Raw genomic sequence first — 24117 nt, 5'->3', positions numbered from 1 at the left:
AACATCGCCATTCCGTGTCGAACGCGCGGCAGGCACACAGCCGCCGCGCAGGATGAAAGCATGTCCTGCCGGCGAGCCGTCAGCGTCGTGACGCGCCGCGCGGCGAACGTCCAGACGCACGGCCGCCTTCGCCCTGCCAAACCACCCGGATACGTCTGCCATGCGCTTACGCTCCGAAATACTGCTTGAGGACATCGACGATACGCCCCGACGCCAGCCCGTCGCCATAAGGCGACACGCCGCGCGCCATGCGCTTGTACTCGGCCGGGTCGTCGAGCAGGCGCTGCACGCTCGAGACGATCTCGTCATAGTCCGTACCCACCAGCTTCACCACTTCATGCTCGACGGCTTCCGGACGCTCGGTCTCGCGGCGCATGACCAGCACCGGCTTGCCCAGCGCGGGCGCTTCTTCCTGCACGCCGCCCGAGTCGGTCAGGATCAGGTAAGCCTGCTTCATCGCCGCGACGAACGGCAGGTACGACAGCGGCTCGCACAGCGTGATGCGCGGATGGCCGCCGAGGTGTTCGTACGCCGGATCGCGCACGTTGGGATTCGGATGCACCGGATAGAGGATGTGTGTGTCCTCGTTGGCATCCGCGACCGCCTTGATCGCGCGCAGGATGTTCCGGAAGCCTTCACCGAAATTCTCGCGGCGATGCGACGTCACCAGGATCAGGCGGCGCTCGCCCTGATAAGGCGCCTCGCCGTCGCAGCGGCTGGCCACGTCGAGCAGCGCGTCGATCACGGTGTTGCCGGTCACGAAGATCGAGGCGTCGTCCACGCCCTCGCGCAGCAGATTCTGGCGCGAGCTTTGCGTCGGCGCGAAATGCCAGCGCGCCAGCCGGCTCGCGACGACGCGGTTCATCTCTTCCGGGAACGGATTGTCCAGGTCGCCGGTGCGCAGTCCCGCTTCGACGTGGCCGAACGGAATGCGCCGGTAGAAGCACGCGAGCGCGGCCGTGAGCACGGTCGTGGTGTCGCCTTGCGCCAGCAGGACGTCCGGCTTTTCCACTTCGAGAACCTGGTCGAGCCGCGTGATGAGCCGCGAAGTCAGTTCGGGCAGCGACTGGTTGGGCTGCATGATGTCGAGATCCACATCGGCGTGGATCTTGAACAGGTCGAGCACCTGGTCCAGCATGCCGCGATGCTGGGCGGTGGCGAGCACGCGGCACTCGGCCCAGTCTTCCTTCTGCAGCCGCCCGATGAGCGGCGCCATCTTGACGGCTTCGGGACGCGTCCCGACAGTGACTAAGATCTTGCGTTTGTTCACGACGATTCCGTAAAAACCAGGTGTTGAATGTGATGACAGACTAGAGGACGTCCGCGAAACCTTCGCGCGCTTTCTGGAACCAGGCCAGGCACAGCCAGGCGAAGACGACGCTTCCCACCAGATACAGGCCGATGCCCATGAAATCCGGCAGGTCGCCCTTCACCAGCACGACCCGCGTCTGCTCGACGATGAACGTCAGCGGATTGGCGAGAATCAGCGTGCGGAAAGCAGGCGAGAGATTATCCAGCGAATAGAAAATGGGCGAAAGAAACATCAGCATCGACGAAAGCAGACCGGTCACATAAGTAAGGTCGCGGATATACACGCCGGTGGCGGCAAACAACCAGCCTACGCCTGCGCTCACTATCGCGAGCGGGATGAAAACCACCGGAAGAAATACGATGGTCCAGTGAATGCGGCCATACACATACAACGCGAACGCGACCCACACGACGATGCTCATCAGCAGATGAAACGCGGCGGACGCCACGGAAATCCACGGCAGGATTTCAAGCGGGAAAATCAGTTTCGTCACATAGTTGGGATTCGACGTAATGATGGTCGGCGCCCGATTCAGACATTCCGCGAAGAAGTTGAACAGCATGAGCCCCGAAAACAAAATGACGGCGAATTGAAAACTGTCCGTGGTTCCGGGCCAGCGCGACTTCAGCAGCGTGCCGAAAACCACCGTGTACATGGCGAGCATGATAAGCGGCTGCACGATGGACCATGCGAGGCCCATCACGGAGCCGCGATAGCGGCCCAGAATGTCCCGCTTGGTCAATTCATAGATCAGCCGGCGATTTCGCCATGGCACGGCAAACAAAGTGCTGAAGTGCGCGCGCTTGCGACCTTCATCGCGGCCGTCATGTCGATAAGTGACGCTCATGTGTGGCGATTCATCCTTCAGTTTCGATGTGGCTATTGTTACCGCATGGCCTGCATTTCGGTAACAAAAACAACAATTATGAGTAACTTGTTCTTACTTCATTCTATAGGAGCGTGGTGCCGTCCAGCGGGTCACGAACTCAAACACGGCTGCCCGTAATATACGTGAGTCGTGTGCCGCACTCCACCCGCTGCCTTGTTCATGGGCAGAGGTGTTTGCCCGTGCCGTACGCACGACCCTGACCTGAACCGATTAACGGGTTCGGCAAGGATCGGTTATTCGGGTAGCGGAATCGTTATGGCAGAATGTGCGCACTTTTTTCCTCGGCGGTGATTTCGACTTGCTCGTTTCGTAGAACGCAGCGAGTCTGCTCGAAACAAGCCGTCACATCAACGGAATCAAACGTGCTCACTGCCTTTACGGAATTGGCCAGCTCTGGTGCATTGCAGTCTCAAGTCGTGATTGTCGGCTCCGGCCCCGCCGCGCTCGCCGTGGCCTACGCGCTGGAAGAGCGTGGTGTTCCGAGCGTCCTGCTCGAATCGGGCGAGGCCAGCAAGACGGAACAATGGAACGTCCTGACGGACGGCTTCAAGGGCGCGGACTACGGTGTCGCCGACTCCTATGCCCAGCTGCACATTCGCCGTCAACTGGGCGGCGGATCAAACGTTTGGGGTGGCTGGTGCACGACCATGCGCGAGATGTCGATGTCGCGCACGGACATCGCGGACTATCCCCAGTGGCCGCTGAAGCGCGCGGACCTCACGCCGTTCTATGGCCGCGCGGGCACGTGGCTCAAGATTCCCGACTACGAGGCCTCGCTCGTCGACGCCATTCCGGTGAGCGGCTTCGATCAGCTGAACGTCAAGGCCTTCCGGTTCTCGCCGCCGGTGCGCTACGGCAAGGACTTCAGCGAACACATCGAGAAGTCGCCGAAGATCACGCTGGTGCAAGGCGTGACGGTGCTGTCGATCAAGGGCCGCCACGGCCACGCGGAAGCGCTGGAACTGTCGGTGGGCAGCGAAGCGCGCACGCTCAAGTGCGGCAAGGCCATCGTGCTGGCTGCGGGCGCGGTGGGCAACGCGCGGCTGCTGGCGCGCTCAGCCGCCGAACTGGGCGTGTCCGATGCCACGTCCGCGAATGTCGGCAGGTACTTCTTCGAGCATCCGCATTGCTATTCGCTCGCGAAAATCCTGTTCGCGCCGGAACTGGCGCAGGAACTGACGAAGAAGCAATACCAGTCGTCGTCGTTCATCTCGCTGATGCCCACAGCGGACTTCCTCGTCAAGAACAAGCTCACTGATTTCAACTTCCAGCTCTCGGCGGTCCCGGCGGACAAGCTCGACAGCCGTGAAGCGGCGATCGCCAGGAACTACAAGGCGATCTACGGCGTCGAGCCGGCCGTCTACATTGCCACGCTCGGCATGGAGCAGACGGTGCATTCGAAAGACTTTTCGGTGCTCGACGACGACACGCTCAAGCGCAAGAACGACGGTCACCTGACGCTCGACCTGACTGCGCAGAAGAAGATTGTCGATGCCGCGAAGACGTGGCTGATGGCAAACGGCGCGCACGCGTGGGTTTCGCCGACCACGGAGGCGTCGATCGTCGCGGTGGGCCACCTGCACGGCACCACGCGCATGGCGCAAACGCCGGACAAGGGCGTGGTCGATGCGGACTGCCGCGTGTTCGGCGTCGACAACGTCTTCATGGCCGGCAGCTCCGTGTTCCCGACCGGCGGTTTCGCCAATCCGACCTACACCATCGTTGCCCTGGCGATCCGCCTGGGCGACCACCTCGCCTCCCAGCAAAAGCAAATATGATCTCTCGCCGTCGCTTCATTGCCGTACTGCCGGCTCTCGGTCTGTCGCTTGCCGCGTGCCGCAACGAGGCCGGATCATGTTCGAGCGCGCAAGGCGCGTCGATCGACCGGCTCGTGACCTTCGCCAAACAGAACATCGCATCCGTGCCGGAATGGACGGCCGAGCTGCAATGGGAGCCGCTCGCGCCCGCCGCCAAGACCCTGCTCGCCTCGCTCGGAACCCAGTCGGGCGATGCCGGCGATGCCGCGCTCCGCTCCGCCGTGGCGGCGTCGGTCAGCGGCGACATGCGGCAGAACCGGTTCGTCGAGAAGGCGGGCGTTTCCGTGACGCAGACCGAGATGCTGCTGATGGGCTTGTCGAGCGGCGCGCTGACCGCCGACCGCTTCCGCGCGGCTTGCTGAGGACCGGTTGGGCGCTGATGCCGATCGGGTCACGGCTCAGCCTCCCACTCCGCAAGCACGGCAGCGGGGATAGCCTTGACGGCTTCCCCATAGCGCTTGCCGACGAACCGTTCCGCGCGGCGCAACAACACGGGGATCGGGCTGCTGGGCTCATGCGCTTCGAACCAGTGACGGGCGTCGCGAATGGCGTGCAGCGCGGCGTCGCGTCCGGGCAAGGTGCTTTCAACGTGCGGGTCGTCGGGTAGTGGCGACGAGTTTGCCGGGCTTGACGCCTGCTCAAGTTTTTCCGCTTCCTCAGGTTCTTCGAGTTCCACCACCGCCCGCTCCACTGGCCCCTCGCCCACGACGCGTTCGAGCACGCGTTTCAAGGGCACGAGATCGGCTGCGAATGCGCCCAGTTGCTCGCGGTTCCAGGCATCGATGAGGCCAAGACTGTGGAGCGCCAGGTCGAAACCCGCGAGCGTTTCGGGCTGCCGGATGCGCAGGTCGCGCAATTGTTGCTTCACGGACTGCGCCGACAACGCGTCATTCGGTCTCGGCTGCGCAAAGGCGCGCTCGACGTCGCGTACCTGCAGACGCGCCGCCGACGAGCGCATCAACGCGATATTCCGCACATCGGCAAGCAGACCGTTCGTATCGGTCAGCGTTTGCAACGCGTTCATGCGGATCTCCTGCGCGGCGTCCCGGTCTTCATCCACGCCCTGTTGCGGATGAATCGTGTCGGCATACGATGACAGCCACGCCGACAGCACACCCAGTCCGTCCGCCAGTCCCTGCCCGCCCGCGAGCCGCGTGCGGCAACGCGTGAACAGGATGGCCAGACGGATATCCTTGCTGCGCTGCATGAGCCGGCGGCAATCGCGTTCGACCTCGCTCCAGTTCACGGGATCCGCCGTGCCGACGAAGTCGCCGTACTGGGCATCGGCACGCGCCACCGCCTGAGCGAACAGCACGACGCATTCGGGGTCGTATTCGAGGTCCACGCCACACGGCGCGGCGGGGTCGAGCGGCGTCATCCAGTCATCTTGCGTGTCCGGCTGCGGCGTCGAGCCGCGCTTCTTGCTCATGATCTTCTCCCGATCGCCGAACCGCTCCGCACTGACTCATCGTGCTTAGCCGCGATGTTCGGCTCGGTCTGACCAGCATAGTCTTCGGGATCGAAGCGCATCCCGGTGACGGGCTTGCCGTCCGCCGAGGAACCGAGCCAGCCCGACCAGCCCAGTTGCTCGGTCCCGCCAATTCGCGCGCGGGGCGCACTGTCCGCCCTGATGCGCAGCACGAGTTCCCACTGGAACTCCCGGCCCACGAAGCTGCGCACGATATCGACGAGTTCCGGCAAGGCCGCGCCGCGCGGGGTGAAGCGCAGATATTCATCGATCCCCACCGGCCCGATCACGATGCGGAAGCGGAACTGCCGGTCTGGCGCCTGTTCGCCGAGCATGGCGCCGTCACCCATCACCGACGCGGGGCCCGGCAGGCCCAGCCGGGTCTGCTCCTCGCGCGCGACCTTGACCCAGTGGAACACGTATTCGTCGAGACTCACCGGCACGCCGAAGTAATGTTCGATTGTCATGCGCAGTCCGTCGGGGTTGCGCGCCTCCCGCACCAGATTGGCGGAAGCGGCCAGTTGTGCGTGCGCGGGCCAGCGTCGCCCGGCAATCTCGCCGCGCGCCTGTCCGGTCAGGCACGCCACATAGAACGAAAAGCTTTCGTCGTCCGCGCGATCCAGCCCGGCCGCTGCCTGCGCCGTGCTCCACGCGCGATACAGCAGCGTCAGATAGCGATGGTGAAAGATGTCGAGGAACCGGCTCAGGGTGGAGTCGCGCCGGGCTTCTTCGCGTTCACGCGCGATCTCGGTGACATGAATGGGTAACGGTCCGTTCGGCCCGAGCATGCCGAGTCCGAACAGACGGAGATGCAGGCGGCCGTCGATTTCACCGACGCTCGCGATCTCGCGCGGTGCGAACGCCAGGCTGGGCTGCTGTCCCAGCCGGAACGGCTCGGCGCCCGGACGCGCCGCGGTGCCGACCGGATGAATGCGCGTGTCCGCGCTGATCCGGCGCACCAGCGCGAGAAAGCCGAAGCGCCAGGGCTCGTTCTGAAGGCGTTCGAGCAGCGCCGCCGACAGGGCCGATTCGCGCAACAGCATCGTGGACGGTCTGCGCTCCATCACGCCACCCCGCGCGTGCCCATGCGGACCGGCCAGCGCATGATGCGGCCGCGCTGCATCGACACCAGTTCCGTTTGCGTGAACGAGTTGATGGACACGTGACGCGCGAGGTAGTGCTCGAGGATCAGGCCGAACAGATAAGGACTGGCTCCGGAAAACCCGCTTTCGTCCACCGTCAGACAACATTCGATGCCGCGTCCGAATACGAGCGGTCCGCTGCCGGGCAGCTTGCGCGTGACGGCGTTCGTCTTCACGCCAATGAGACTCTCCACCTGCCGGTGCTGTTCGACGTCGTGGCTGCCCAGAAAGAGCCTGAGCATGTCGCGCAGGCCTTGCCCTCCCGGCCGGTGATCGATTTCCTCGAGCGGCAGGTAATTGAAGTTCAACTGGCGGATCAGCCGCCAGGCGATCTCGCCTTCCGCGCAAGGCGGACGCGGCGCGCTGGGCCGCCGGATCAGGCCGATGCTCTTGACCGGCGCACTGCCGTCCTCGAGCGGCGTGAAGTCGTTGACGCCGTTGCGCGGTATGAGCAGGGGCAGGTCACGGTTGGTGAGCCAGGCGTCGGCTTCGAGAATCCGCAGGTTTTCGTGGTAGGGCGCCTCCTGCTGATCCACGAGCGAAACGAAGGTCTCGCTGCCGATATAGGACGTGCGCGTGCCATAGCGCCGGGTCCGGTCCGACAGCAGACGCCGTTCGCGGCGCACGGAAAAATAGCGTCCGTGATTGCCTTCGTCGTGGTTGAGCGTCTGATAGAGCGGCCGGAATTCGAACCGGGTTGAAGACTCCGGCGGACGCCCATAAACGCGCTCGACGGAATGGACCTCGTAGTCGAGCGGGGCTTGCCGCTTCGGCACCAGATGGATTTCGGTGTTGGCCGCCGAGATGTCGACGCGGTCAAGCCTGTCGAGGAACAGATTGACGACGGGCGTGCAGAAGAGCGCGAAGCGCGCCGCGTCGACGAGATTGTTCAACTGGTCGAATGCCCGGTCGAGCAGCACGACGATTTCGGCTTCCTGCCCGCGCGTCCGGGCGAGCCCTTCCGTCAGGCCGGTCAGCGTGAAGAACAGGAAGCGACTGGGGCACGCGAAGTATTCGTGCAGGAGGTTATGGCCATGAAATTTCGACCACGTGAGCGGCAGCAGTCCCTGATCGAGTCCGAGTCCTTCGTGCACCACGGCGTTCGTCTGAACTGCGGCGAATGGCTGGCTCGCGTCGCCGAAGTGTCCCGGTTCGCCGACGATCGACACGATGCCCGCCGCGTGCACGAGTTCGAACAGATGCGACGCCACGGTTTCGTCGCCCGCCAGGTAGACCGGCAGGCGGTCCAGCTTGGTCAGAGTAGCGATGTTCGATTGGTCCGTGGTGCGGAGGCGCAGACGCAGCGCGCCGCGAATCTGCGCCTGGCCGGGCACGAACCGGTCGAGCCGCGGGATATCGGGCGGAACGCCGGTCAGCCGCGCATCCACGATCTCCAGCGGATACAGGGCCACGTCCTGGCTCGTGCGGAACGTACAGCACGTGGCTTCTCCATCAGCCTCGCGGGTCTTCAACGTCGTGCCGCGAGGTAATACAGGTCCGTCGTTCAGAGCGCCGGCGGTATCGGACGGATGGATCTGCACGACAGCCATCGACGGTGTTGGCGACACATAGTTCGGGTAGATGACCTCGAGCAGGCGCTGGGTAAAGCGGGGGAATTCCGCGTCGAGCTTGAGGCGCATGCGCGCGGACATGAAGCAGAAGGACTCGATCAGGCGCTCCACGTAAGGATCGGTCATTTCGCCGGATTGCAGCCCGAGGCGCCGCGCGATCTTCGGATGAGCCTGCGCGAATTCCCCTGCGCTCTCACGCAGGTAGATCAGTTCCTGGCTGTAGTAATCGAGGAGTCGCGGGTCCATGCGGCGTTCGGTGCTGGTTCGGTCGGTGCGGTTCGATGCGGTCCGGGGCAGTCTCAGGCTTGCTTCGGGCAGGCCAGCAGGCGGCTCGATTCCAGGCAAAGCGAACTCTGCACCATGAATTCGAGCGGATACGGCTCGGCCCGCACCAGACCATGAATCTCGAAGGCGACTTCGCCATGCCGTGCAAGACGCTCACCCTGCACACGCGGCACGATGCGCAGCGACTCGGGTATCAGGCGCGGTTCGAAGCGCACGATGGCCAGACTGACCGCCTTCTCGATCTCCGCCCATCGACCCGACGCGACGTACGCGCCCGCCAGCGGCGGCACGCCGAAATTGACCGTGGAGGCCGCGACATGCGGATGCCGCACGGCGTTGATCAACGGCCCGCCGCTGGTCGCGTTCAGCAGATAGGCAAGGTCGCGCTGGATGATGTCGCGGAGTTGCGCGCGCGTCACCGTGTATTCGCCAGGCACCTCTTTCTGACGTTGCGGCGCGTCGTCGCGCAGGCGATCGATCAGCGTAGGCAGCAGATGGCTTTCCGCCCGACGCGGCAACCTGGCTTCGCTCATGCTGGATGCCCGCCATTCAGGTCCGGCGTGCGCGCGCCGGCTTCGCTGACGGTGCGCGCGGTATCCCGCTCCGTCCCGGCGTGAAGGTCGGGCAACCAGCTGTCGAGGGCGAGTGCATGATGCTCGCGGCGCGCAAGCGCGGGCGGCGCCGTGAAGCGGCGCGGCGGCGTTTGAGCATGGCCGGCGGGGTCGGCCGGATGCTCGGCCGGCGCGAAGAGCCGCAGGATTTCTGGCGTGGGCGGAATGCTCATGTCCACGCCGCCTGACGCGAGGCTGTCGCCCAAGGGGCCAAAAGCGTCTTCGACGCGCTGTGCCTCACCCAGAAACACACTGATTGATTCCGAACCGATCCCTTCGTCTGCGCTGCTGCTTTCGGACGACGCGCCTTCCTGATCATCGCGATCAGCCACTGACTCCGCCGCCTCCCATGCGCTGCCCGCCTGACTACCGGCCGAGTGGAGTGCCTCGTAATAGCCCGTGTGCAAGGCGGCGATCAGTGCGTCTGCATCAAGACTCGCGGAAGGTGTGGGACTCGCGCGTGCGCCCTGGCGCGCCGCGTTGAGGTCGGCGTCCTTGCGAACCGGGACGAAAGGGCCTGCGTCCGCCCGAAGGAATGAAGACGAAGGCGCGGCGGATAACGTCGGCTCCACGCATTCGCACATGGAAAAACGACGCTTGAAGATTGATTCAAACAGCATTCGATAACCCTCACACGTTCGCCGCCAGAGTGGCGCGCCTCGATGCCCGCGAAAATACCGCGAGTTAAAACTAGCCTGAACAGGCTTTTAATCCAGCCTGATCCTGATTGAGGGAATTAGCGCATGAATTGATTATGCCTGTCCATACCTTCAGACCTTGATTCAGCGTAATCAGAATCTTCGGCTACGTTCGATTGTGATTTTTTGTACGATTTAGTAATAGGAAAATCTGCGGATTAGGATTTTACTCAAGCAAGCCTGGCCGCCTTCGCCTCTGGGCAGGGCCTGCGCGCAGCATGGCAGTACATAGATACCACATTGATTTTAAATATTAAATGTATCTGAAAATGGCTTTTCCGGCGAATCTACTGCCTTTTGACATTTGAATATCTGGGATAAGCAGAGTCACGAAGCCCGCTTGACGTTTAGAGAATCGAAATCCATGATTGGCTTCATAACATCGATTCCGAAAAAGAAAAGAGGATTGCATCAGCATCTGCTTTCATTCGGGCCCGGAATAAAACACAAACTCAACGCACCCCCTGAATGCATATTCATGGGCGTGAATCAGGCGCGCGTACGAAAATGATTTCTCGCCAGACGTTATTCGGAAAGTTGGGCGTGACGCTGTTTCGCGGCATTGAGTCCGCGACCACGTTCTGCAAGTTGCGCGGCAATCCCTATGTGGAACTGGCGCACTGGATTCATCAATTGCTTCAGCTGACCGACAGCGACCTCCATCGCATCGTGCGGCATGCTGGCATCGAGTACGAAACGCTGGAACAGGATCTGGTGCGCACACTGCGCTCACTTCCGGCGGGCGCGAGTTCCATCAGCGATTTCTCGCATCCCGTCGAGATGGCAGTCGAACGCGCCTGGGTGATCGCGTCGCTCGGGCGCAACGAGCGGCGCATTCGCGGCGCATGGCTGCTGGCCGCGCTCGCGGGCACACCGGAATTGCGACGGGAGCTGCTGGCAGTATCGCGGGAGTTCATGCGTCTTCCCTCCGAGAACCTCGACGAAACCTTTGCCTCATGGGCTGCCGGTTCGCCCGAAGCCGCCGACCTGCCCTACGACGGCAGCGCCTTCGATCCGGCGCTGCCGGGTGAGGCGTCCCGAGCCGTGAGCGCAACGCCTGAAGGCGTGCTCGAACAATATTGCACCGACCTCACGGCGCTCGCGCGCAGCGGCGAGATCGACGCCATCAGCGGCCGCGATCAGGAAATCCGCACGCTGACCGATGTCCTGCTGCGCCGACGGCAAAATCATCCGTTGCTGACCGGCGAGGCCGGCGTCGGCAAGACCGCCGTGGTGGAAGGATTCGCGCTGGCCATCGCAAGCGGCGACGTGCCACGGGTGCTCGCCGATGTCCGTTTGCTGTCGCTCGACGTCGGCGCGCTGCTGGCGGGCGCCAGCATGAAGGGCGAATTCGAAGCCCGCCTCAAGGGCGTGCTCGAAGCGGCAAGCAAATCGCCGGCGCCGGTCATCCTGTTCGTCGACGAGATTCATACGCTCGTCGGCGCGGGCGGCCAGGCCGGCACCGGCGACGCGGCCAATCTGCTCAAGCCCGCCCTTGCGCGCGGTGCGGTGCGGATCATCGGCGCGACTACGTGGGCGGAGTACAAGCGTCATATCGAAAAGGACCCGGCGCTCACGCGGCGCTTTCAGGTCCTGCAAATCGCCGAACCGCACGAAGCCGCGGCGATCGAGATGGTGCGCGGGCTGGCCGGGATGTTCGCGCGCCATCATCGCGTGATCGTGCGCGACGAGGCGATCCGGGCATCGGTCCGGCTTTCGCACCGGTATATCCCGTCTCGCCAGCTGCCCGACAAGGCAATCAGCCTGCTGGATACCGCCTGTGCGCGCGTTGCGCTCTCACAGCAAGCGCCGCCGCGTGAACTCCTGCAACTGACTGAGCGCTTGCAGGCGGCGCGAGTCGAACTCGACCTGCTCGAACAAGAGGCGCGCATCGGCCTGGAGCCGGGACGCGCCATGCAAGAGGCCCGCGCCCGCATCGATACCCTGCTGACCGAGCAAGGCGCGCTCGAGGCGCACTGGCAGGCGCAGTCCGCCGCGGCGGAAGCGCTCGTCAGTGCCCGCGAAGCGGCGTTGACACCAGTCCCCGACCTTGCAGCGGCCAGGTCTCGTCCCACGCCCGCCGAACTTCGCCAGCTCGAACAGGGCCTGCACGTACTGCAAGGCGAAACGCCACTCGTGTTTCCGGAGGTGAACGAAGCCGTCGTGGCCGCCGTCGTTGCGGACTGGACCGGCATTCCCGTGGGCCGCATGGTCACCGACGAGATCATGGCCATCCGCGCGTTGTCCGGCACGCTGGCGGCGCGCGTGATCGGTCAGCCTGCGTCGCTTGCGCTGATCGGAGAACGCATCCAGACCGCGCGCGCCGGGCTCGCCGATCCCCACAAGCCGGTGGGCGTATTCCTGCTCGCCGGGCCATCGGGCGTCGGCAAGACGGAAACGGCGCTGGCGCTGGCCGAAGCGCTGTATGGCGGTGAGCAGAATCTCATCACCATCAACATGAGCGAGTATCAGGAAGCGCACAGCGTCTCGGGTCTCAAGGGTGCGCCGCCGGGTTATGTCGGGTCCGGCGAGGGCGGCGTACTGACCGAGGCGGTGCGGCGCCGTCCCTACGCGGTGCTCCTGCTTGACGAGATCGAGAAGGCGCATCGCGACGTGCACGAGATGTTCTTCCAGGTGTTCGACAAGGGCTACATGGAAGACGCGGACGGGCGCCATATCGACTTCCGCAACACCACCATCCTGCTCACGAGCAACGCCGGCGCGGAACGCATCGCGAGCCTGTGCGCGGACCCCGCGCTTGCGCCCGATCAGGACACGTTGCAGGCAGCGCTCACGCCCGAACTGCTGAAGACCTTCCCGCCGGCATTTCTCGGCCGCGTGACCGTCGTGCCCTACCGCCCGCTCGCGCAGGCATCGCTTGCCGTCATCGTGAGGCTGCATCTGAATCGCGTCGTACGCCGCATGGCGGAAGGCCACGGCATCTCGCTCGTGTGCAGCGAACGCCTGGCGGATTACATCGTCAGCCGCTGCCTGGTGCAGGAAACAGGTGCGCGGGTGCTCATCGGCTTCATCGAAAAGCATGTGCTGCCGCGTCTGTCCGGGCTGTGGCTTGACGCAATGGCAGCGCAGCGGCCGATCACGCGGATCGATGCCGACGTCGGCGATCCGCTGCTCGACCCTGCCGCGGCCATCGTCTTCGCGCTCACCGAGCCGTCGCCACCGTCGCATGCCGCAGACGTCGTTCTCTAGTTGGCGCTCACTCTTTCATCACCAATTCCCCGCTTTTCAGATCACGGAGGCACGTATGTCGCAGGCCAACAATTCCCAGAAGTTCATCGCGCGCAACCGCCCGCCGCGCGTGCAGATCGAATACGACGTCGAGGTCTACGGTTCCGAGAAGAAAGTCGAACTGCCCTTTGTCATGGGCGTGCTCGCGGACCTGTCCGGCAAGCCAGTCGAACCGTTGCTGGCCGTCGCGGACCGGCGCTTCCTGGAAATCGACATCGACAACTTCGACGAGCGCATGAAGGCCATCAAGCCGCGGGTGGCGTTCCCGGTCCACAACACACTCACGGGCGAAGGCCAGTTGATGGTGGACATGACGTTCGAGAGCATCGACGACTTCTCGCCCGCCGCGGTCGCAAGCAAGGTGGACGCACTGAGCCGGTTGCTGGAGGCACGCACCCAGCTTGCCAACCTGCAAACGTACATGGACGGCAAGTCCGGCGCGGAAGCGCTCGTCAATACGCTTCTGCGCGACCCGGCGCTGCTCAAGTCCCTCACGGTTGCGCCAAAGGCCGCCGCCGACAGCGCGCCGGACGCCGTCGAAGCCACGCTGAACTGATCCGCCGCCGGACGCCTTGCGCACGCGCGGCTCCGGCACCCCGAACCCGACCGAGACACGACCGAGATCCGTCATGACAGTCAACCAGGTCCAGGCGAGCGCAGCCGCCCCGACAGCCCCGTTCGCCCACGGCGACATCTCCGCCCTGCTGAATCAGGAGTTCCGCCCCAAGACGCCGGCCGCGCGCGAAGCGGTGGAACAGGCCGTGCAGACGCTGGCCGAACAGGCCTTGCAGCAGACGCTCACCATCAGCGACGACGCCTACAAGAGCATCGAAGCGATCATCGCGCAGATCGATCGCAAGCTTTCCGAGCAGATCAACCTGATCCTGCATCACGCTGATTTCCAGCAGCTCGAATCGGCCTGGCGCGGGTTGCATCATCTGGTGTCGAACACCGAAACGGACGAGCGCCTCAAGATCCGCTTCATGGACGTATCCAAGAACGACCTGCGCCGCACGATGAAGCGCTACAAGGGGCTGGCATGGGACCAGAGCCCGCTGTTCAAGCAGATCTACGAGGAGGAGTACGGGCAACTTGGCGGCCAGCCCTACGGCTGTCTCGTCGCTGATTACTACTTCGACCACACGCCGCCCGACGTGGACCTTCTCGGGTCGATCGCCAAGGTCGCCGCGGCGGCGCATACGCCGTTCATTTCCGGCGCGTCGCCCGCCGTCCTGCAGATGGAATCGTGGCAGGAACTCGCCAACCCGCGCGACCTGTCCCGGATCTTCGCGCAGAACCTCGAATATGCGCCGTGGAACTCGTTGCGCACCACCGAGGATGCGCGCTATGTGGGTCTTGCCATGCCACGTTTCCTCGCGCGTCTGCCCTACGGCGCCAAGAGCAATCCGGTCGACCAATTCGACTTCGAAGAGGAAACCGACGGCGCGGATCATCAGCGGTTCGCATGGGCCAATGCCGCCTATGCGATGGGCGTGAACATCAACCGCTCGTTCAAGCTGTATGGCTGGTGCTCGCTGATTCGCGGCGTCGAATCCGGCGGCACGGTGGACAGCCTGCCCTGCCATACCTTTCCGACCGACGACGGCGGCGTCGACATGAAATGTCCGACCGAGATCGCCATTTCCGACCGCCGCGAAGCAGAACTCTCGAAGAACGGCCTGATTCCGCTGATCCACCGCAAGAACACCGACCACGCCACGTTCATTGGCGCCCAGTCGCTGCAGAAGCCGGCGGAATACCACGACCCGGACGCCACCGCGAACGCGAATCTCTCTGCCCGTCTGCCGTATCTGTTCGCGTGTTCGCGTTTCGCGCATTACCTCAAGTGCATCGTGCGCGACAAGATCGGCTCGTTCCGCGAACGCGAGGAAATGCAGCAGTGGCTGAACGGCTGGATCATGAATTACGTCGACGCGGACCCCGCCAACTCCTCGCAGGACACGAAGGCCAGCCGTCCGCTCGCGGCAGCCGAAGTCGTCGTCGAGGATCTCGAGGACAACCCGGGCTACTACCAGGCGAAGTTCTTCCTGCGTCCGCATTTCCAGCTCGAGGGGCTCACGGTATCGCTGAGACTCGTCGCCCGCCTGCCTTCCGTGAAGCAAACCGCCTGAATCAGTCTGGAGGAACCGTCATGCCCTGGACCTATACCCGCACCACCGGCACGCTCAGCGATCCGGACGGCAACATCGTCGCCAGAAACGGCTATTCCGGCGCAGGAAATGGCCGCAACAACCCCGCCATGGAAAACATCCAGAACGTGGGCCCGATTCCGCGAGGCAGTTATCGGATCGGCAATGCGCGTCATTCAGTACGCACGGGCGCCCTCTCGATGGACCTCACGCCGGAAGTCGGCACCGCCACCTTCGGACGATCCGCCTTCATGATCCACGGCGACAACCAGGATCACACGGCGTCCACCGGTTGCGTGATTCTCGGGCGGCCCGTCCGCGAACAGATCAACCGCAGCGCCGACAGGGGATTGATCGTCCAATGATGCGATTCCTGTTGCTCAAACCCAGCTTGCCTGCGTCTCTCGCCTGTGCGCTGCTTGCCTCGGCATGCGCCAGCGCCCAGGTCACGCCGGACGCCGCGCGCATCGCCGGGGAGATCGAGACGCAAGGCGCCCGTCCCGCCGTGGCCTCGCTCGACCGCGACGGTCAGTTCGATGCCGTGCTCGAGAGCATCGCAACCGGCAACGCCGCGTGGGTCGAACTCGCGCCCCGGCTCGCGCAGGGTACGGACGCGAGCGCGTCCATCGGCCTGACCATCGCCCTCGCCACAGCGCTGCCGAAGAATCCCGCGGCCGTCCTGCGCGTGCTCGACGACGGGCCCGTGCTCGGCACTTCCGCCGTGTGCGGCGCGCCCTTCATCGAGCCGTCGCCCGGAGAGGTGAAGGCCTATCTGGACCGGACGATTCCAGCGGTAACGGACGTGCCCGAAGGCGACGCGGTCCGGCGCGGCCCGTGCCTGGACCGGCTCGCGCACATCCAGCGGCAGCTCGAAACGAGCTCGTCGCAATTGCAATAGACATCCTCAACTTCAAGGAACAGATAGCCATGGCACAAGACATCTTCATCAAGATCAACGGTATCGACGGCGAATCGCAGGACGCCACGCACAAGAGCGAGATCGAAGTGGCCAGCTGGGGCTGGCGCGTCTCGCAGGATTCGATGATGCACTCAGGCAGTGGCGGCGGCGCGGGCAAGGCGAATGTCGACGATCTCAGCTTCGAGCATCTGATGGACCGCGCGAGTCCCAACCTGATGAAGTATTGCCTGACCGGCAAGCACATCGACCAGGCTGTCCTCACGGTGCGCAAGGCGGGCACGAGCCCGCTCGAATACCTGAAGATCACCATGAGCGACGTGATGGTGACCAAGGTCCAACCTTCAGGGTCCCACGGGGAGATCGGGGTGCGCGAGGAAGTGCGCCTGTCGTTCGCCAAGGTGAAGCAGGAGTACATCGTGCAGAACGCACAGGGCGGCAGCGGCGGAGCCGTCACGGCAACGTTCGACATCAAAGCCAACAAGGAAGCCTGAACGAACTCGACGCCTTTTCACGCGCTATCCGATGCGCACGCATCGGATAGCGCCCTTAACGCCATCCATGCGATTTCTGCCGACTCGCTCCCTTCGCTCCGTCGCTGCGCCCGTGTGGTCGTCCGGTGCCTCGTTCGTGTGCTCGCTTGCATCAGCGCTCGTATCAGCGCGTGTGTCGGCGCTCGTGTGCGCACTTGCACTCGGCGCCTGCGCAAGCTCCGACGCCCCGCCCGCACACGAGCCGCTGAAACTCGACGTCGCCATTCGCGCGTCATCGACGGTGAATCCCGACGATCAGAAAAGGGCCGCGCCCATTCTCGTGCGCGTGTACGAACTGAAGAGTCTCGACGCTTTCAACGAGGCGGATTTCCAGTCGCTACAGGACAAGGACAAGACCGTGCTCGCCGCAGATCTCGTGATGCGGGACCAGTTCATGTTGCGGCCGGGCGAGAGCAGGCGCATCGCACGCAATGCCCACGGCGCCAGCACGGCGCTGGGGGTGATCGCGGCGTATCGCGACCTGCCCCACGCCGTGTGGCGCGCGACGACGCTGCTGCCCGCGACACCCACGGCGGCGTGGTACCGGCGCGCGCCGAAGCTGCGGCTCGCCATTGACCTCGATACCGATGCCATCCGGATCAGCGACGCGCAATCCGGCGCTCCACCGGGCGACCCCTCCGGCAACCGGCCACACAACGAATGAGCACATAGCGCATGAGCTGGCACAACAAAGTCACCTGGAGCGAAGGTCTTTTCCTCTGTCCGCAACTGTTTCAGCAACAGGAGCGGTATCTGGAGCATTTCGCACACAAGCGCGCTGCGCCGCTTTCACCGTTCTTCTTCGGCTTCTCGCACTATGCGATCGATTCCGAAGCGCTCGCGCTCGGCAAGGTCATCGTGAAGTCGGCGAGCGGCCTGTTCGCCGACGGCACGCCCTTCGACATGCCCGGCAGCACGCCGCCGCCCGCACCGCTGACGATCCGCCAGGAGCACCTCGAACAGGAGATCTGCCTCGCGGTGCCGGTGCGCGTGCCCAACGGCGAAGAAACCACCTTCGACGATTCAGCGGATTCGCTCGCACGTCATTCCGTGTTCGCCACCGACTTGCGCGACGCCAACTCCACGGGCCTGGGGCCCAAGACTGTCCAGCTGTCGAATCTGCGCGTGCGCCTGTTGCCCCGCAAGGAGATGACCGGCGGGTGGATCGGCCTGCCGCTCGCGCGCGTCAAGTCCTTGCACGCCGACGGCAGTATCGAACTGGACGAATCCCTCGTTCCGCCCGTCTGCGGATATGGCGCGAGCGCGTTGCTGACCACCTGGCTCGGCGACGTCCACGATCTGCTCCACATGCGCGCCGACAAGCTCGCGAAGCGGCTCACCGGCAGCGACGGCCAAGCGGGTTCGGTGGCCGAAGTCTCGGACTATTTGCTGTTGCAGACGCTCAATCGTTACGAACCCCTGTTGCAGCATCTGCGCCGCGTGCCGACTACCTCTCCCGCGAAACTGTATGCGCTGCTGCTGAGCATGGCCGGTGAACTCTCTACTTATGTCCGGCCGGCCACGCGCCGTCCGCTCGACACGCATCCGCCGTACCGGCATGAAGAGCCGCATCTGTGTCTGCGGCCCATCGTCGAAGACACGCAGTGGCTGCTCAACGCGGTGCTGGTGCGTAGCGCCCAGCGCATTCCGCTCGATGATGCGGGCTACGGCGTGAGCAACGCCGTCGTCGATCCGGGCGAGATGCGCTCGTTCTCCTCGGTGGTGCTCGCCGTGTTCGCGGAAATGCCGATGGATGCGCTTGCGGACCGCTTCGCGTCTCAGGCCAAGGTCGGACCGTCCGAGCGTCTGCCGGATCTGGTGCGCGCGCATCTGCCGGGCATTCCGCTGCAAAGCCTGCCGGTACCGCCGCGCCAGATTCCGTTCAACGCCGGCTTCGTCTATTTCGAAATCGCGCGCGGCGGGCCGCTCTGGAGTGTCGTCGAGAAACATGGCGGTATTGCGCTGCACGTTGCGGGTGAGTTTCCCGGGTTGCAGCTCCAGCTGTGGGGTGTGCGCGGATGAAGCGGTGGCGCGGGTGGCGAGAACTGATTGCTGGCATCGGGAGAGTGGAAAATTACACAGGCTGATATCACACCGGATGCCGAACAGGCATCGCAGCAAAACGCGACGCACGCCCAACCGGCTCAAGACAAGCAAGCGGAAACGGCAGCTGAAGTCGCGTTCAAAACTGCTATGAGCCGCATGCCGCCGGGCGAAGTCCCCGCGGCACGTCTGCGTGCGATTCTCGCGGCGGGTAATCCATTGCTCGAAGCGGCGCGTCCGCTTCTGCGCGCGCTTGCGGACATGCCCGATAACCTCACTGGAGTCGGTATGAAGGTGCTCCAGCAGTTGCTCGAGGACGAAGTGCGCAATTTTCAGCGCTTGTGCGAGCAGGGCAATATCCGTCGCGACCACATGCTCGGTGCGAGCTATTGCCTGTCTACGGCTCTTGATGAAGCGGCCATGCAAACTGAATGGGACCGCAATTCACCCGGCGCCAAGTGGAGTACCAAAACTCTGGCGGCGAAGTTCCATGAAGATGTCAAAGGCGGCGTAAAGATCTTCAATCTCATCGGTCGCCTGTTGGAGGATTCTCACGAACACCTAGACCTGATCGAAGTCATCTATCGGGTGCTCAGCCTGGGTTTCATGGGCACGTATCGAACGCTGGCGGACGGTGCGCGCAGGCATGACGGAATCCGCCGCCTCCTGTTCAACAAGATTCAGGAAGGCCGCAATCCCATCCCCCTGGCCCTCTCACCCCACGCCGACTCCACCGCACACGGCAAACGCCTCTCGCTGTGGAACTTCCCTGCATGGATCAGCTTCACCGTCCTCGGTCTCGCGTTGCTTGGCCTGTTCGGCTGGTTCAAGTATCACTTGCTCAGCGAAGGCGCCTTGCTCGAAACGCGGATCATCGAGATCGGACGCATGACGCCGCCGCCCGCGCCGCGCGTACCGCGTCTGCGCGAACTGCTCGAAAACGAGATCGCAGCCAACATGGTGAGCGTCGATGAAGACGCACGCCACAGCACCGTGACCTTCCGCGGCGACGCGATGTTCGCGCCGGGCGGCATCGACGTGAACGCCGCGATGACTCCGCTGATCGTGAAAATCGCCGGCGAAGTGGCCCGGGTTCCCGGCCGGGTCACGGTCACCGGCTACACCGACAACCTTCCCATCCGCAGCCGTCGCTACGCCTCCAACGACGCGCTCTCGCTCGAACGCGCCACACAGGTCGTCCAGCAGCTGCAAGCGGCCGGCGTGCCGGCGGGCAGGCTGGAGGCAGTCGGCCGCGGCGCATCCAGTCCCCTCGGCGACAACCGCACGGCGTCCGGCCGCGCGCTGAACCGGCGCGTCGAGATTGCCGTCGTGCCGTGACGGAGGCTCGGACCGCACCGCCTGCACTCGCGTAAGCCTTCACGCCGAACGTCGCTACTGGACCCGAAGTGGACCCGAAGAATGAAGAAGCTGTTGTCGTTCCTGTTCTCACGCCTGTTTCTCGCGATCATCGCGCTGCTGCTGCTCGTGCTGGCCGTCTGGTTCATCGGGCCATACTTTGCGTTCGGCGGACTCAAGCCGCTCGAGAGCGTCGCGTTGCGCGTGACCGTGATCGCGCTGATCCTGTGCGGCGCGCTCCTCCGGCTCAGACATGCGTCGATGGCGCTCGTGTTCGGCGCGCTGCTCTGCCTGCTCATCTGGCATGCCGCGCCCCTGCTGAGCTTCGGTGAGAGGAAACCGTTCGCGTCCACGGACGCGCGCATCGTCGCCATCGCCGCCGTCGTCGCGGTCTTCGTGGGCTGGCTGCTGTACCGCATCTGGTGCCGCATGCGCAGCGACGAACAGTTCCTGCGCCGCGCGCTCGCTTTCGGCAACAGCAACAAACCGGAATCACTGGCGAACCCCAAACTCCGGCAACTCGAAACGCGCTTCAGGAGCATGCTGGAGAGCCTCAAGAGCACGCGCACGGGCGGCTTCGCCCGTCTCTTCCAGCGCACCCGTCACCTGTATGAATTGCCCTGGTTCATCGCGCTCGGTTCGGAGGGTTCGGGCAAGACGCGCGCGCTGCTCAATGCAGGGCTGCCGGTGCCCGCGAGCGTCGCGCTCCGGCAGGCGCGCCCGGATGCGCCCGCCGATCCGACCGTCGACTGGTGGCTCACCGACGAAGCCTTGTGCATCGACACGCCCGGCTATTACACGCGTCCGGGCCATTCCTCCCATCCGCTGACCTCGGCCAGCGAAACACAGGCCGCAGCCGCGGGCCTTCGCTCAGCGAATGTCGCGCCCTTGCATCCCAGCATCCACACGGACCTTCCGAACCGGCGCGAAACCGACAGGCAGGAATGGCTGGGTTTTCTGCGAATGCTGCGCCGCCACCGTCCGCGTGCGCCGATCAACGGCGCGCTGCTGACGATCCGCCTCGACCTGCTCACCGCCGCCGACGTCACCCTGCGCGAAGCCGAAGCCGACGCCCTCCGCGCGCGGCTCGCGGACCTGCGCCGCACGCTCGGGGTCCGCTTTCCGGTGTATCTGATCGTCACGCAGATGGACCGCCTGAGCGGCTTTGCCGATTACTTTGCCGCGCTGACCGAGGAGCATCGCGCGCAGGTCTGGGGCTTCACGCTGCCGGTCGCGTCGCCGGCCACCGAAGCGCGCTGCCGTGAAGAGCTCGCGTTGCTGGCGGCGCGTCTGGCCGACGGCCTCAACACGCGCCTCGAAGACGAATTCGACCTCGACCGCCGCCGCCGTCTCGTGGCCTTTCCCGAGGCCTTCGCCGCGCTCGCCGGGCCGCTCGCGGAGTGTTTCGCGCGGCTTTTCACCGGCACGCGCTACGACGACACCGAACATCATCCGATGCTGCGCGGCGTGTACTTCACGAGCGCCGCGCAAGAAGGCCTGCCGCTGCCGGCCGAACCCGCGACGATCGCCCGGCGCCTGGCTGACGGCGTCGACCACGCGCTCACGGGCCGTCAGGCAACGGCTAGTCCAGCCGGCAACCGAAGCTACTTCCTGCACGATGTCTTCCGGAAGGTGATCCTGCCCGAAGCGCATCTGGTGCGGCCCAACCTGCGTTGGGAATATCGCTTCCGCCTGCTGCGGCTGATCGGCCATGCGCTCGCGGTACTGCTGTTCGCGTGGCTGGCCGTCGCCCTGCATGAAAGCTTCGGCAATAACAGCCGCTACCTGGAAGCCGTCACGCACAAGACCCAGGCGCTCTCCGCGAAGGTCGCGCAACTCTATCGCGAGCCCAGGCCCGACAGCGTGCCCGATGCCCTGACCGACGCCCTGCACCTGCCCGCCCGGACAGGCCTCGATCTCGCCCGTCCCGATGCAAGCTATCGTTATGGTCTGTACGTGGCGCCCGGCATCGTCGATGCGAGCGGCGCAACTTATCGCGCTCTCGAAGCCAGTCTGCTGCTGCCCCAGCTCGTGCATCGCATCGAGGCGGTCATCGCGCAGGCCATTGCACGGCAGGACCCAAAAGCCGCCTACAGCGCGCTGCGCGTCTACCTGATGTTGTACGAGCCCGCGAAGTTCAACGGCAGCGAAATCAAGACCTGGGTGCTGGACGACTGGTCGAGAACGGACAGCGCGTCGGCCTACGGCGGCCGTGCATCGATGCTGGAGCATCTGGACCGGCTCTTCGCGGGGCAGCGCGTCGTGCAGTCGCCGCTCATCCGCAACGACGCGCTGATCGAACGCGCGCGAAGCTTTCTCGACGAGAGCAACGGCACGCAACGGCTGTATGACCGCGCGAAGGCCGCGATGCGGGACGACGCCCCGGACGACTTCACGCTGCTGCGCGCGGTGGGACCGCAGGCGGGCATGTCGTTCACGCGCGCGAGCGGAGAACCGCTTTCGCGCGGCGTGCCAGGCCTCTTCACGTTCGATGGCTACCGCGCCCTGTTCGACCGTCGTCTGGCGGAATTCCTCAAGATCGCGCGCGACGACGACGCCTGGGTCATGGGACGGGCGTATCTCTCGGGCTGGACCGGCGGCGTACGCGAGGCTCAAAAAAAAACGGCTGAATTCGTGAGCGCCGCCAGCGGCGGGGACGATGCGCTGACCGACGCCATCCGCCGCCTGTATCTGACGGAGTATCAGCAGCACTGGAGCGCGTTCCTGGCGGACATTCGTCCGGTGACCGGTTCGAGTGCCGGCTTCAACCTGCAGATCATGCGGCAGTTCGCGGCGCCTGATTCGCCGCTCGCGCGACTGGCATTCGCCGCCGCGCGCGAGACCACGCTCACCAGAAGCCTGACGGATGAAAAGCGTTCGCTGCTCGATCAGGCGGACGCCGCGCTCAACAGCAAGACGAAAGGTTTCGGCATGCGGGCGCAGGAGCGCGTGGAGCGCGAACTCGTCGACGACCGCTTCGCCGCGCTGCGCGAGATGGTGACGGGCGAGGCGCAGGTCCGGCCGGACGCACCGGCGCGAGCGGCGCAGGGCGCACCGTCCGCATCCGCGTCGGCGCAGGCACGCCAGACGGGACTCGACGGCGTCGCCACCTTGCTCAACGACACCTACACGGCGTTGACCATCGCCGAAACCGCGCTGTCGAACAATGGCCTGCCGCCGCCGAACGACGCCTCCGCGAAGCTCAAGATGGCCGCCGACACCATGCCCGCGCCGTTTCGCGCGGTGTTGCAGGCGCTCGCCCTGCAAGGCTCGCGCGACGTAAACCAGGGCGTGGGACAACTGCTCTCGCGCCAGACCCAGGCGGTGGTCGGCGATGCATGCCGCCTGGCCGTCGAGGGCAACTATCCGTTCGTGCGGGACAGCGCGCGCGACATCAGCATCGACGATTTCACCCGCATGTTCGCGCAAGGCGGCCTGTTCGACGATTTCTTCATCAAGAACCTGGCGCCCTTCGTCGATACGTCGTCACAGCCCTGGCGCTACCGCACGCTGCCCGGCTCGACGGCCCCCGTGCAAGGCCCGGATCTCGTGCCCTTCCAGCGCGCGCAGGCGATCCGCCAGGTCTTCTTCGGCGAACAGGGCAAGCAGATTGCCTGGAAAGCGGACGTGCGCGTGCCCGAACTCGATCCCACGATCCTGAGTCTGGCCATCGACATCGACGGGCAAGGCATGCTGTATCAGCACGGTCCCGTGACGCCGCTGCGCATCGCCTGGCCGGGACCGCGCGGCGGCGTGCACGTCGAGCTCACGGCGAACCCGCGGATCCGCACGGACACCTCGACCCTCTCGGTGGACGGCCCGTGGGCGCTGATGCGCCTGCTCGGACGCGGCCAGATCGTGCCGACCGCGACGCCGGGGCGCGTGCGCGTCGTGTTCGATTTCGACGGGCGCAAGGCGGCGCTCGATATCGCGAGCACCGGCAGCCTCGCCAATCCGCTGACGAGCGACCTGCTCACCGCCTTTCACTGCCCCGCCGCCGTCCCGCTGTTCGATCTCGCGGACAGCGGTCCGCCGCCCGGGCTGCCGGCGCCGTCGACCATGCCGGCTTCGCCGTGA

Annotated in this window: 19 protein-coding genes; 12 read left to right on the top strand and 7 right to left on the bottom strand. The window is 64.8% G+C overall.

Annotated elements, in window-relative coordinates; all coding sequences use genetic code 11:
- Window positions 1-166: 166 nt before the first annotated feature.
- Window positions 167-1270: a non-hydrolyzing UDP-N-acetylglucosamine 2-epimerase gene (wecB, locus tag QCE69_RS24865; protein ID WP_309816352.1), complete on the bottom strand. Its 1104-nt coding sequence runs from the start codon at window positions 1268-1270 to the stop codon at window positions 167-169.
- A 40-nt stretch (window positions 1271-1310) separates the two neighbouring features.
- A complete protein-coding gene (locus QCE69_RS24860) occupies window positions 1311-2159 on the bottom strand; it encodes an ABC transporter permease (protein WP_309924039.1) in 849 nt (282 codons plus the stop codon).
- A 404-nt stretch (window positions 2160-2563) separates the two neighbouring features.
- On the opposite strand from QCE69_RS24860, the gene QCE69_RS24855 reads away from it, so the two are divergent.
- Both QCE69_RS24855 and QCE69_RS24850 read left to right on the top strand, forming a co-directional pair.
- Window positions 2564-3979 carry a GMC oxidoreductase gene (locus QCE69_RS24855; protein WP_309933518.1) on the top strand — a complete coding sequence of 472 codons (1416 nt, stop codon included), beginning with the start codon at window positions 2564-2566 and terminating at the stop codon, window positions 3977-3979.
- On the top strand, window positions 3976-4380 hold the full coding sequence (locus QCE69_RS24850) for a hypothetical protein (RefSeq protein WP_309924036.1): 405 nt from the start codon (window positions 3976-3978) through the stop codon (window positions 4378-4380). Before QCE69_RS24855 ends, QCE69_RS24850 begins: the two co-directional genes overlap by 4 nt.
- A gap of 29 nt (window positions 4381-4409) precedes the next feature.
- Here the strand turns inward: QCE69_RS24850 and QCE69_RS24845 are convergent, their stop codons facing one another.
- The 5 genes from QCE69_RS24845 to QCE69_RS24825 are packed head-to-tail and all read right to left on the bottom strand — an operon-like array spanning window position 4410 to window position 9502.
- Window positions 4410-5447 carry a type VI secretion system ImpA family N-terminal domain-containing protein gene (locus QCE69_RS24845; protein WP_309924034.1) on the bottom strand — a complete coding sequence of 346 codons (1038 nt, stop codon included), beginning with the start codon at window positions 5445-5447 and terminating at the stop codon, window positions 4410-4412.
- Window positions 5444-6550 (bottom strand): type VI secretion system baseplate subunit TssG, encoded by a 1107-nt coding sequence (gene tssG / locus QCE69_RS24840; RefSeq protein ID WP_309933517.1) that lies wholly within the window; start codon window positions 6548-6550, stop codon window positions 5444-5446. Before tssG ends, QCE69_RS24845 begins: the two co-directional genes overlap by 4 nt.
- Complete coding sequence (gene tssF / locus QCE69_RS24835; RefSeq protein WP_309933515.1) at window positions 6550-8445, bottom strand: type VI secretion system baseplate subunit TssF; 1896 nt, start codon at window positions 8443-8445, stop codon at window positions 6550-6552. The genes tssG and tssF overlap by 1 nt, the downstream gene beginning before the upstream one ends.
- 53 nt (window positions 8446-8498) lie before the next feature.
- Window positions 8499-9017 (bottom strand): type VI secretion system baseplate subunit TssE, encoded by a 519-nt coding sequence (gene tssE / locus QCE69_RS24830; RefSeq protein ID WP_309933513.1) that lies wholly within the window; start codon window positions 9015-9017, stop codon window positions 8499-8501.
- On the bottom strand, window positions 9014-9502 hold the full coding sequence (locus tag QCE69_RS24825; protein ID WP_309933512.1) for a TagK domain-containing protein: 489 nt from the start codon (window positions 9500-9502) through the stop codon (window positions 9014-9016). The genes tssE and QCE69_RS24825 overlap by 4 nt, the downstream gene beginning before the upstream one ends.
- 798 nt (window positions 9503-10300) lie before the next feature.
- On the opposite strand from QCE69_RS24825, the gene tssH reads away from it, so the two are divergent.
- The 10 genes from tssH (at window position 10301) to tssM (ending at window position 24117) form a co-directional block, all read left to right on the top strand.
- On the top strand, window positions 10301-13003 hold the full coding sequence (gene tssH, locus QCE69_RS24820) for a type VI secretion system ATPase TssH (RefSeq protein ID WP_309933509.1): 2703 nt from the start codon (window positions 10301-10303) through the stop codon (window positions 13001-13003).
- Between the two features lie 55 nt (window positions 13004-13058).
- The gene (gene tssB / locus QCE69_RS24815) at window positions 13059-13598 is read left to right on the top strand and encodes a type VI secretion system contractile sheath small subunit (RefSeq protein WP_309933507.1); all 540 of its coding nucleotides are present in this window, start codon (window positions 13059-13061) and stop codon (window positions 13596-13598) included.
- A gap of 73 nt (window positions 13599-13671) precedes the next feature.
- Window positions 13672-15174 (top strand): type VI secretion system contractile sheath large subunit, encoded by a 1503-nt coding sequence (tssC, locus tag QCE69_RS24810; RefSeq protein WP_309924019.1) that lies wholly within the window; start codon window positions 13672-13674, stop codon window positions 15172-15174.
- Between the two features lie 20 nt (window positions 15175-15194).
- Window positions 15195-15557 (top strand): tlde1 domain-containing protein, encoded by a 363-nt coding sequence (locus tag QCE69_RS24805; protein WP_309933506.1) that lies wholly within the window; start codon window positions 15195-15197, stop codon window positions 15555-15557.
- Window positions 15554-16090 (top strand): hypothetical protein, encoded by a 537-nt coding sequence (locus QCE69_RS24800; protein WP_309933504.1) that lies wholly within the window; start codon window positions 15554-15556, stop codon window positions 16088-16090. The genes QCE69_RS24805 and QCE69_RS24800 overlap by 4 nt, the downstream gene beginning before the upstream one ends.
- Window positions 16091-16119: 29 nt before the next feature.
- A complete protein-coding gene (locus QCE69_RS24795; protein ID WP_309924012.1) occupies window positions 16120-16602 on the top strand; it encodes a type VI secretion system tube protein Hcp in 483 nt (160 codons plus the stop codon).
- A gap of 136 nt (window positions 16603-16738) precedes the next feature.
- Window positions 16739-17305, top strand: a complete 567-nt coding sequence (tssJ, locus tag QCE69_RS24790; protein WP_309933503.1) for a type VI secretion system lipoprotein TssJ — start codon at window positions 16739-16741, stop codon at window positions 17303-17305.
- 11 nt (window positions 17306-17316) lie between these two features.
- On the top strand, window positions 17317-18663 hold the full coding sequence (gene tssK, locus QCE69_RS24785; RefSeq protein WP_309933501.1) for a type VI secretion system baseplate subunit TssK: 1347 nt from the start codon (window positions 17317-17319) through the stop codon (window positions 18661-18663).
- A 27-nt stretch (window positions 18664-18690) separates the two neighbouring features.
- A complete protein-coding gene (tssL, locus tag QCE69_RS24780) occupies window positions 18691-20022 on the top strand; it encodes a type VI secretion system protein TssL, long form (RefSeq protein ID WP_309933500.1) in 1332 nt (443 codons plus the stop codon).
- A gap of 81 nt (window positions 20023-20103) precedes the next feature.
- Window positions 20104-24117, top strand: coding sequence for a type VI secretion system membrane subunit TssM (tssM, locus tag QCE69_RS24775; RefSeq protein ID WP_309933498.1), 4014 nt, complete (start codon window positions 20104-20106; stop codon window positions 24115-24117).

This window comes from Caballeronia sp. LZ032 (assembly GCF_031451315.1).
In the GTDB taxonomy this organism is placed as follows: domain Bacteria; phylum Pseudomonadota; class Gammaproteobacteria; order Burkholderiales; family Burkholderiaceae; genus Caballeronia.
Note: the sequence above shows the minus strand (reverse complement) of the source record. Positions and strands in the feature narration are given on the sequence as shown.

Excerpts from the sequence above, each read along its gene's own strand:
- tssG (WP_309933517.1), bottom strand. The coding sequence starts at position 6,550 with ATGGAGCGCAGACCGTCCACGATGCTGTTGCGCGAATCGGCCCTGTCG.
- tssB (WP_309933507.1), top strand. The coding sequence starts at position 13,059 with ATGTCGCAGGCCAACAATTCCCAGAAGTTCATCGCGCGCAACCGCCCG.
- QCE69_RS24850 (WP_309924036.1), top strand. The coding sequence starts at position 3,976 with ATGATCTCTCGCCGTCGCTTCATTGCCGTACTGCCGGCTCTCGGTCTG.
- QCE69_RS24795 (WP_309924012.1), top strand. The coding sequence starts at position 16,120 with ATGGCACAAGACATCTTCATCAAGATCAACGGTATCGACGGCGAATCG.
- tssF (WP_309933515.1), bottom strand. The coding sequence starts at position 8,445 with ATGGACCCGCGACTCCTCGATTACTACAGCCAGGAACTGATCTACCTG.
- tssH (WP_309933509.1), top strand. The coding sequence starts at position 10,301 with ATGATTTCTCGCCAGACGTTATTCGGAAAGTTGGGCGTGACGCTGTTT.
- tssM (WP_309933498.1), top strand. The coding sequence starts at position 20,104 with ATGAAGAAGCTGTTGTCGTTCCTGTTCTCACGCCTGTTTCTCGCGATC.
- tssC (WP_309924019.1), top strand. The coding sequence starts at position 13,672 with ATGACAGTCAACCAGGTCCAGGCGAGCGCAGCCGCCCCGACAGCCCCG.
- QCE69_RS24805 (WP_309933506.1), top strand. The coding sequence starts at position 15,195 with ATGCCCTGGACCTATACCCGCACCACCGGCACGCTCAGCGATCCGGAC.
- QCE69_RS24800 (WP_309933504.1), top strand. The coding sequence starts at position 15,554 with ATGATGCGATTCCTGTTGCTCAAACCCAGCTTGCCTGCGTCTCTCGCC.
- tssK (WP_309933501.1), top strand. The coding sequence starts at position 17,317 with ATGAGCTGGCACAACAAAGTCACCTGGAGCGAAGGTCTTTTCCTCTGT.
- QCE69_RS24845 (WP_309924034.1), bottom strand. The coding sequence starts at position 5,447 with ATGAGCAAGAAGCGCGGCTCGACGCCGCAGCCGGACACGCAAGATGAC.
- tssE (WP_309933513.1), bottom strand. The coding sequence starts at position 9,017 with ATGAGCGAAGCCAGGTTGCCGCGTCGGGCGGAAAGCCATCTGCTGCCT.
- QCE69_RS24860 (WP_309924039.1), bottom strand. The coding sequence starts at position 2,159 with ATGAGCGTCACTTATCGACATGACGGCCGCGATGAAGGTCGCAAGCGC.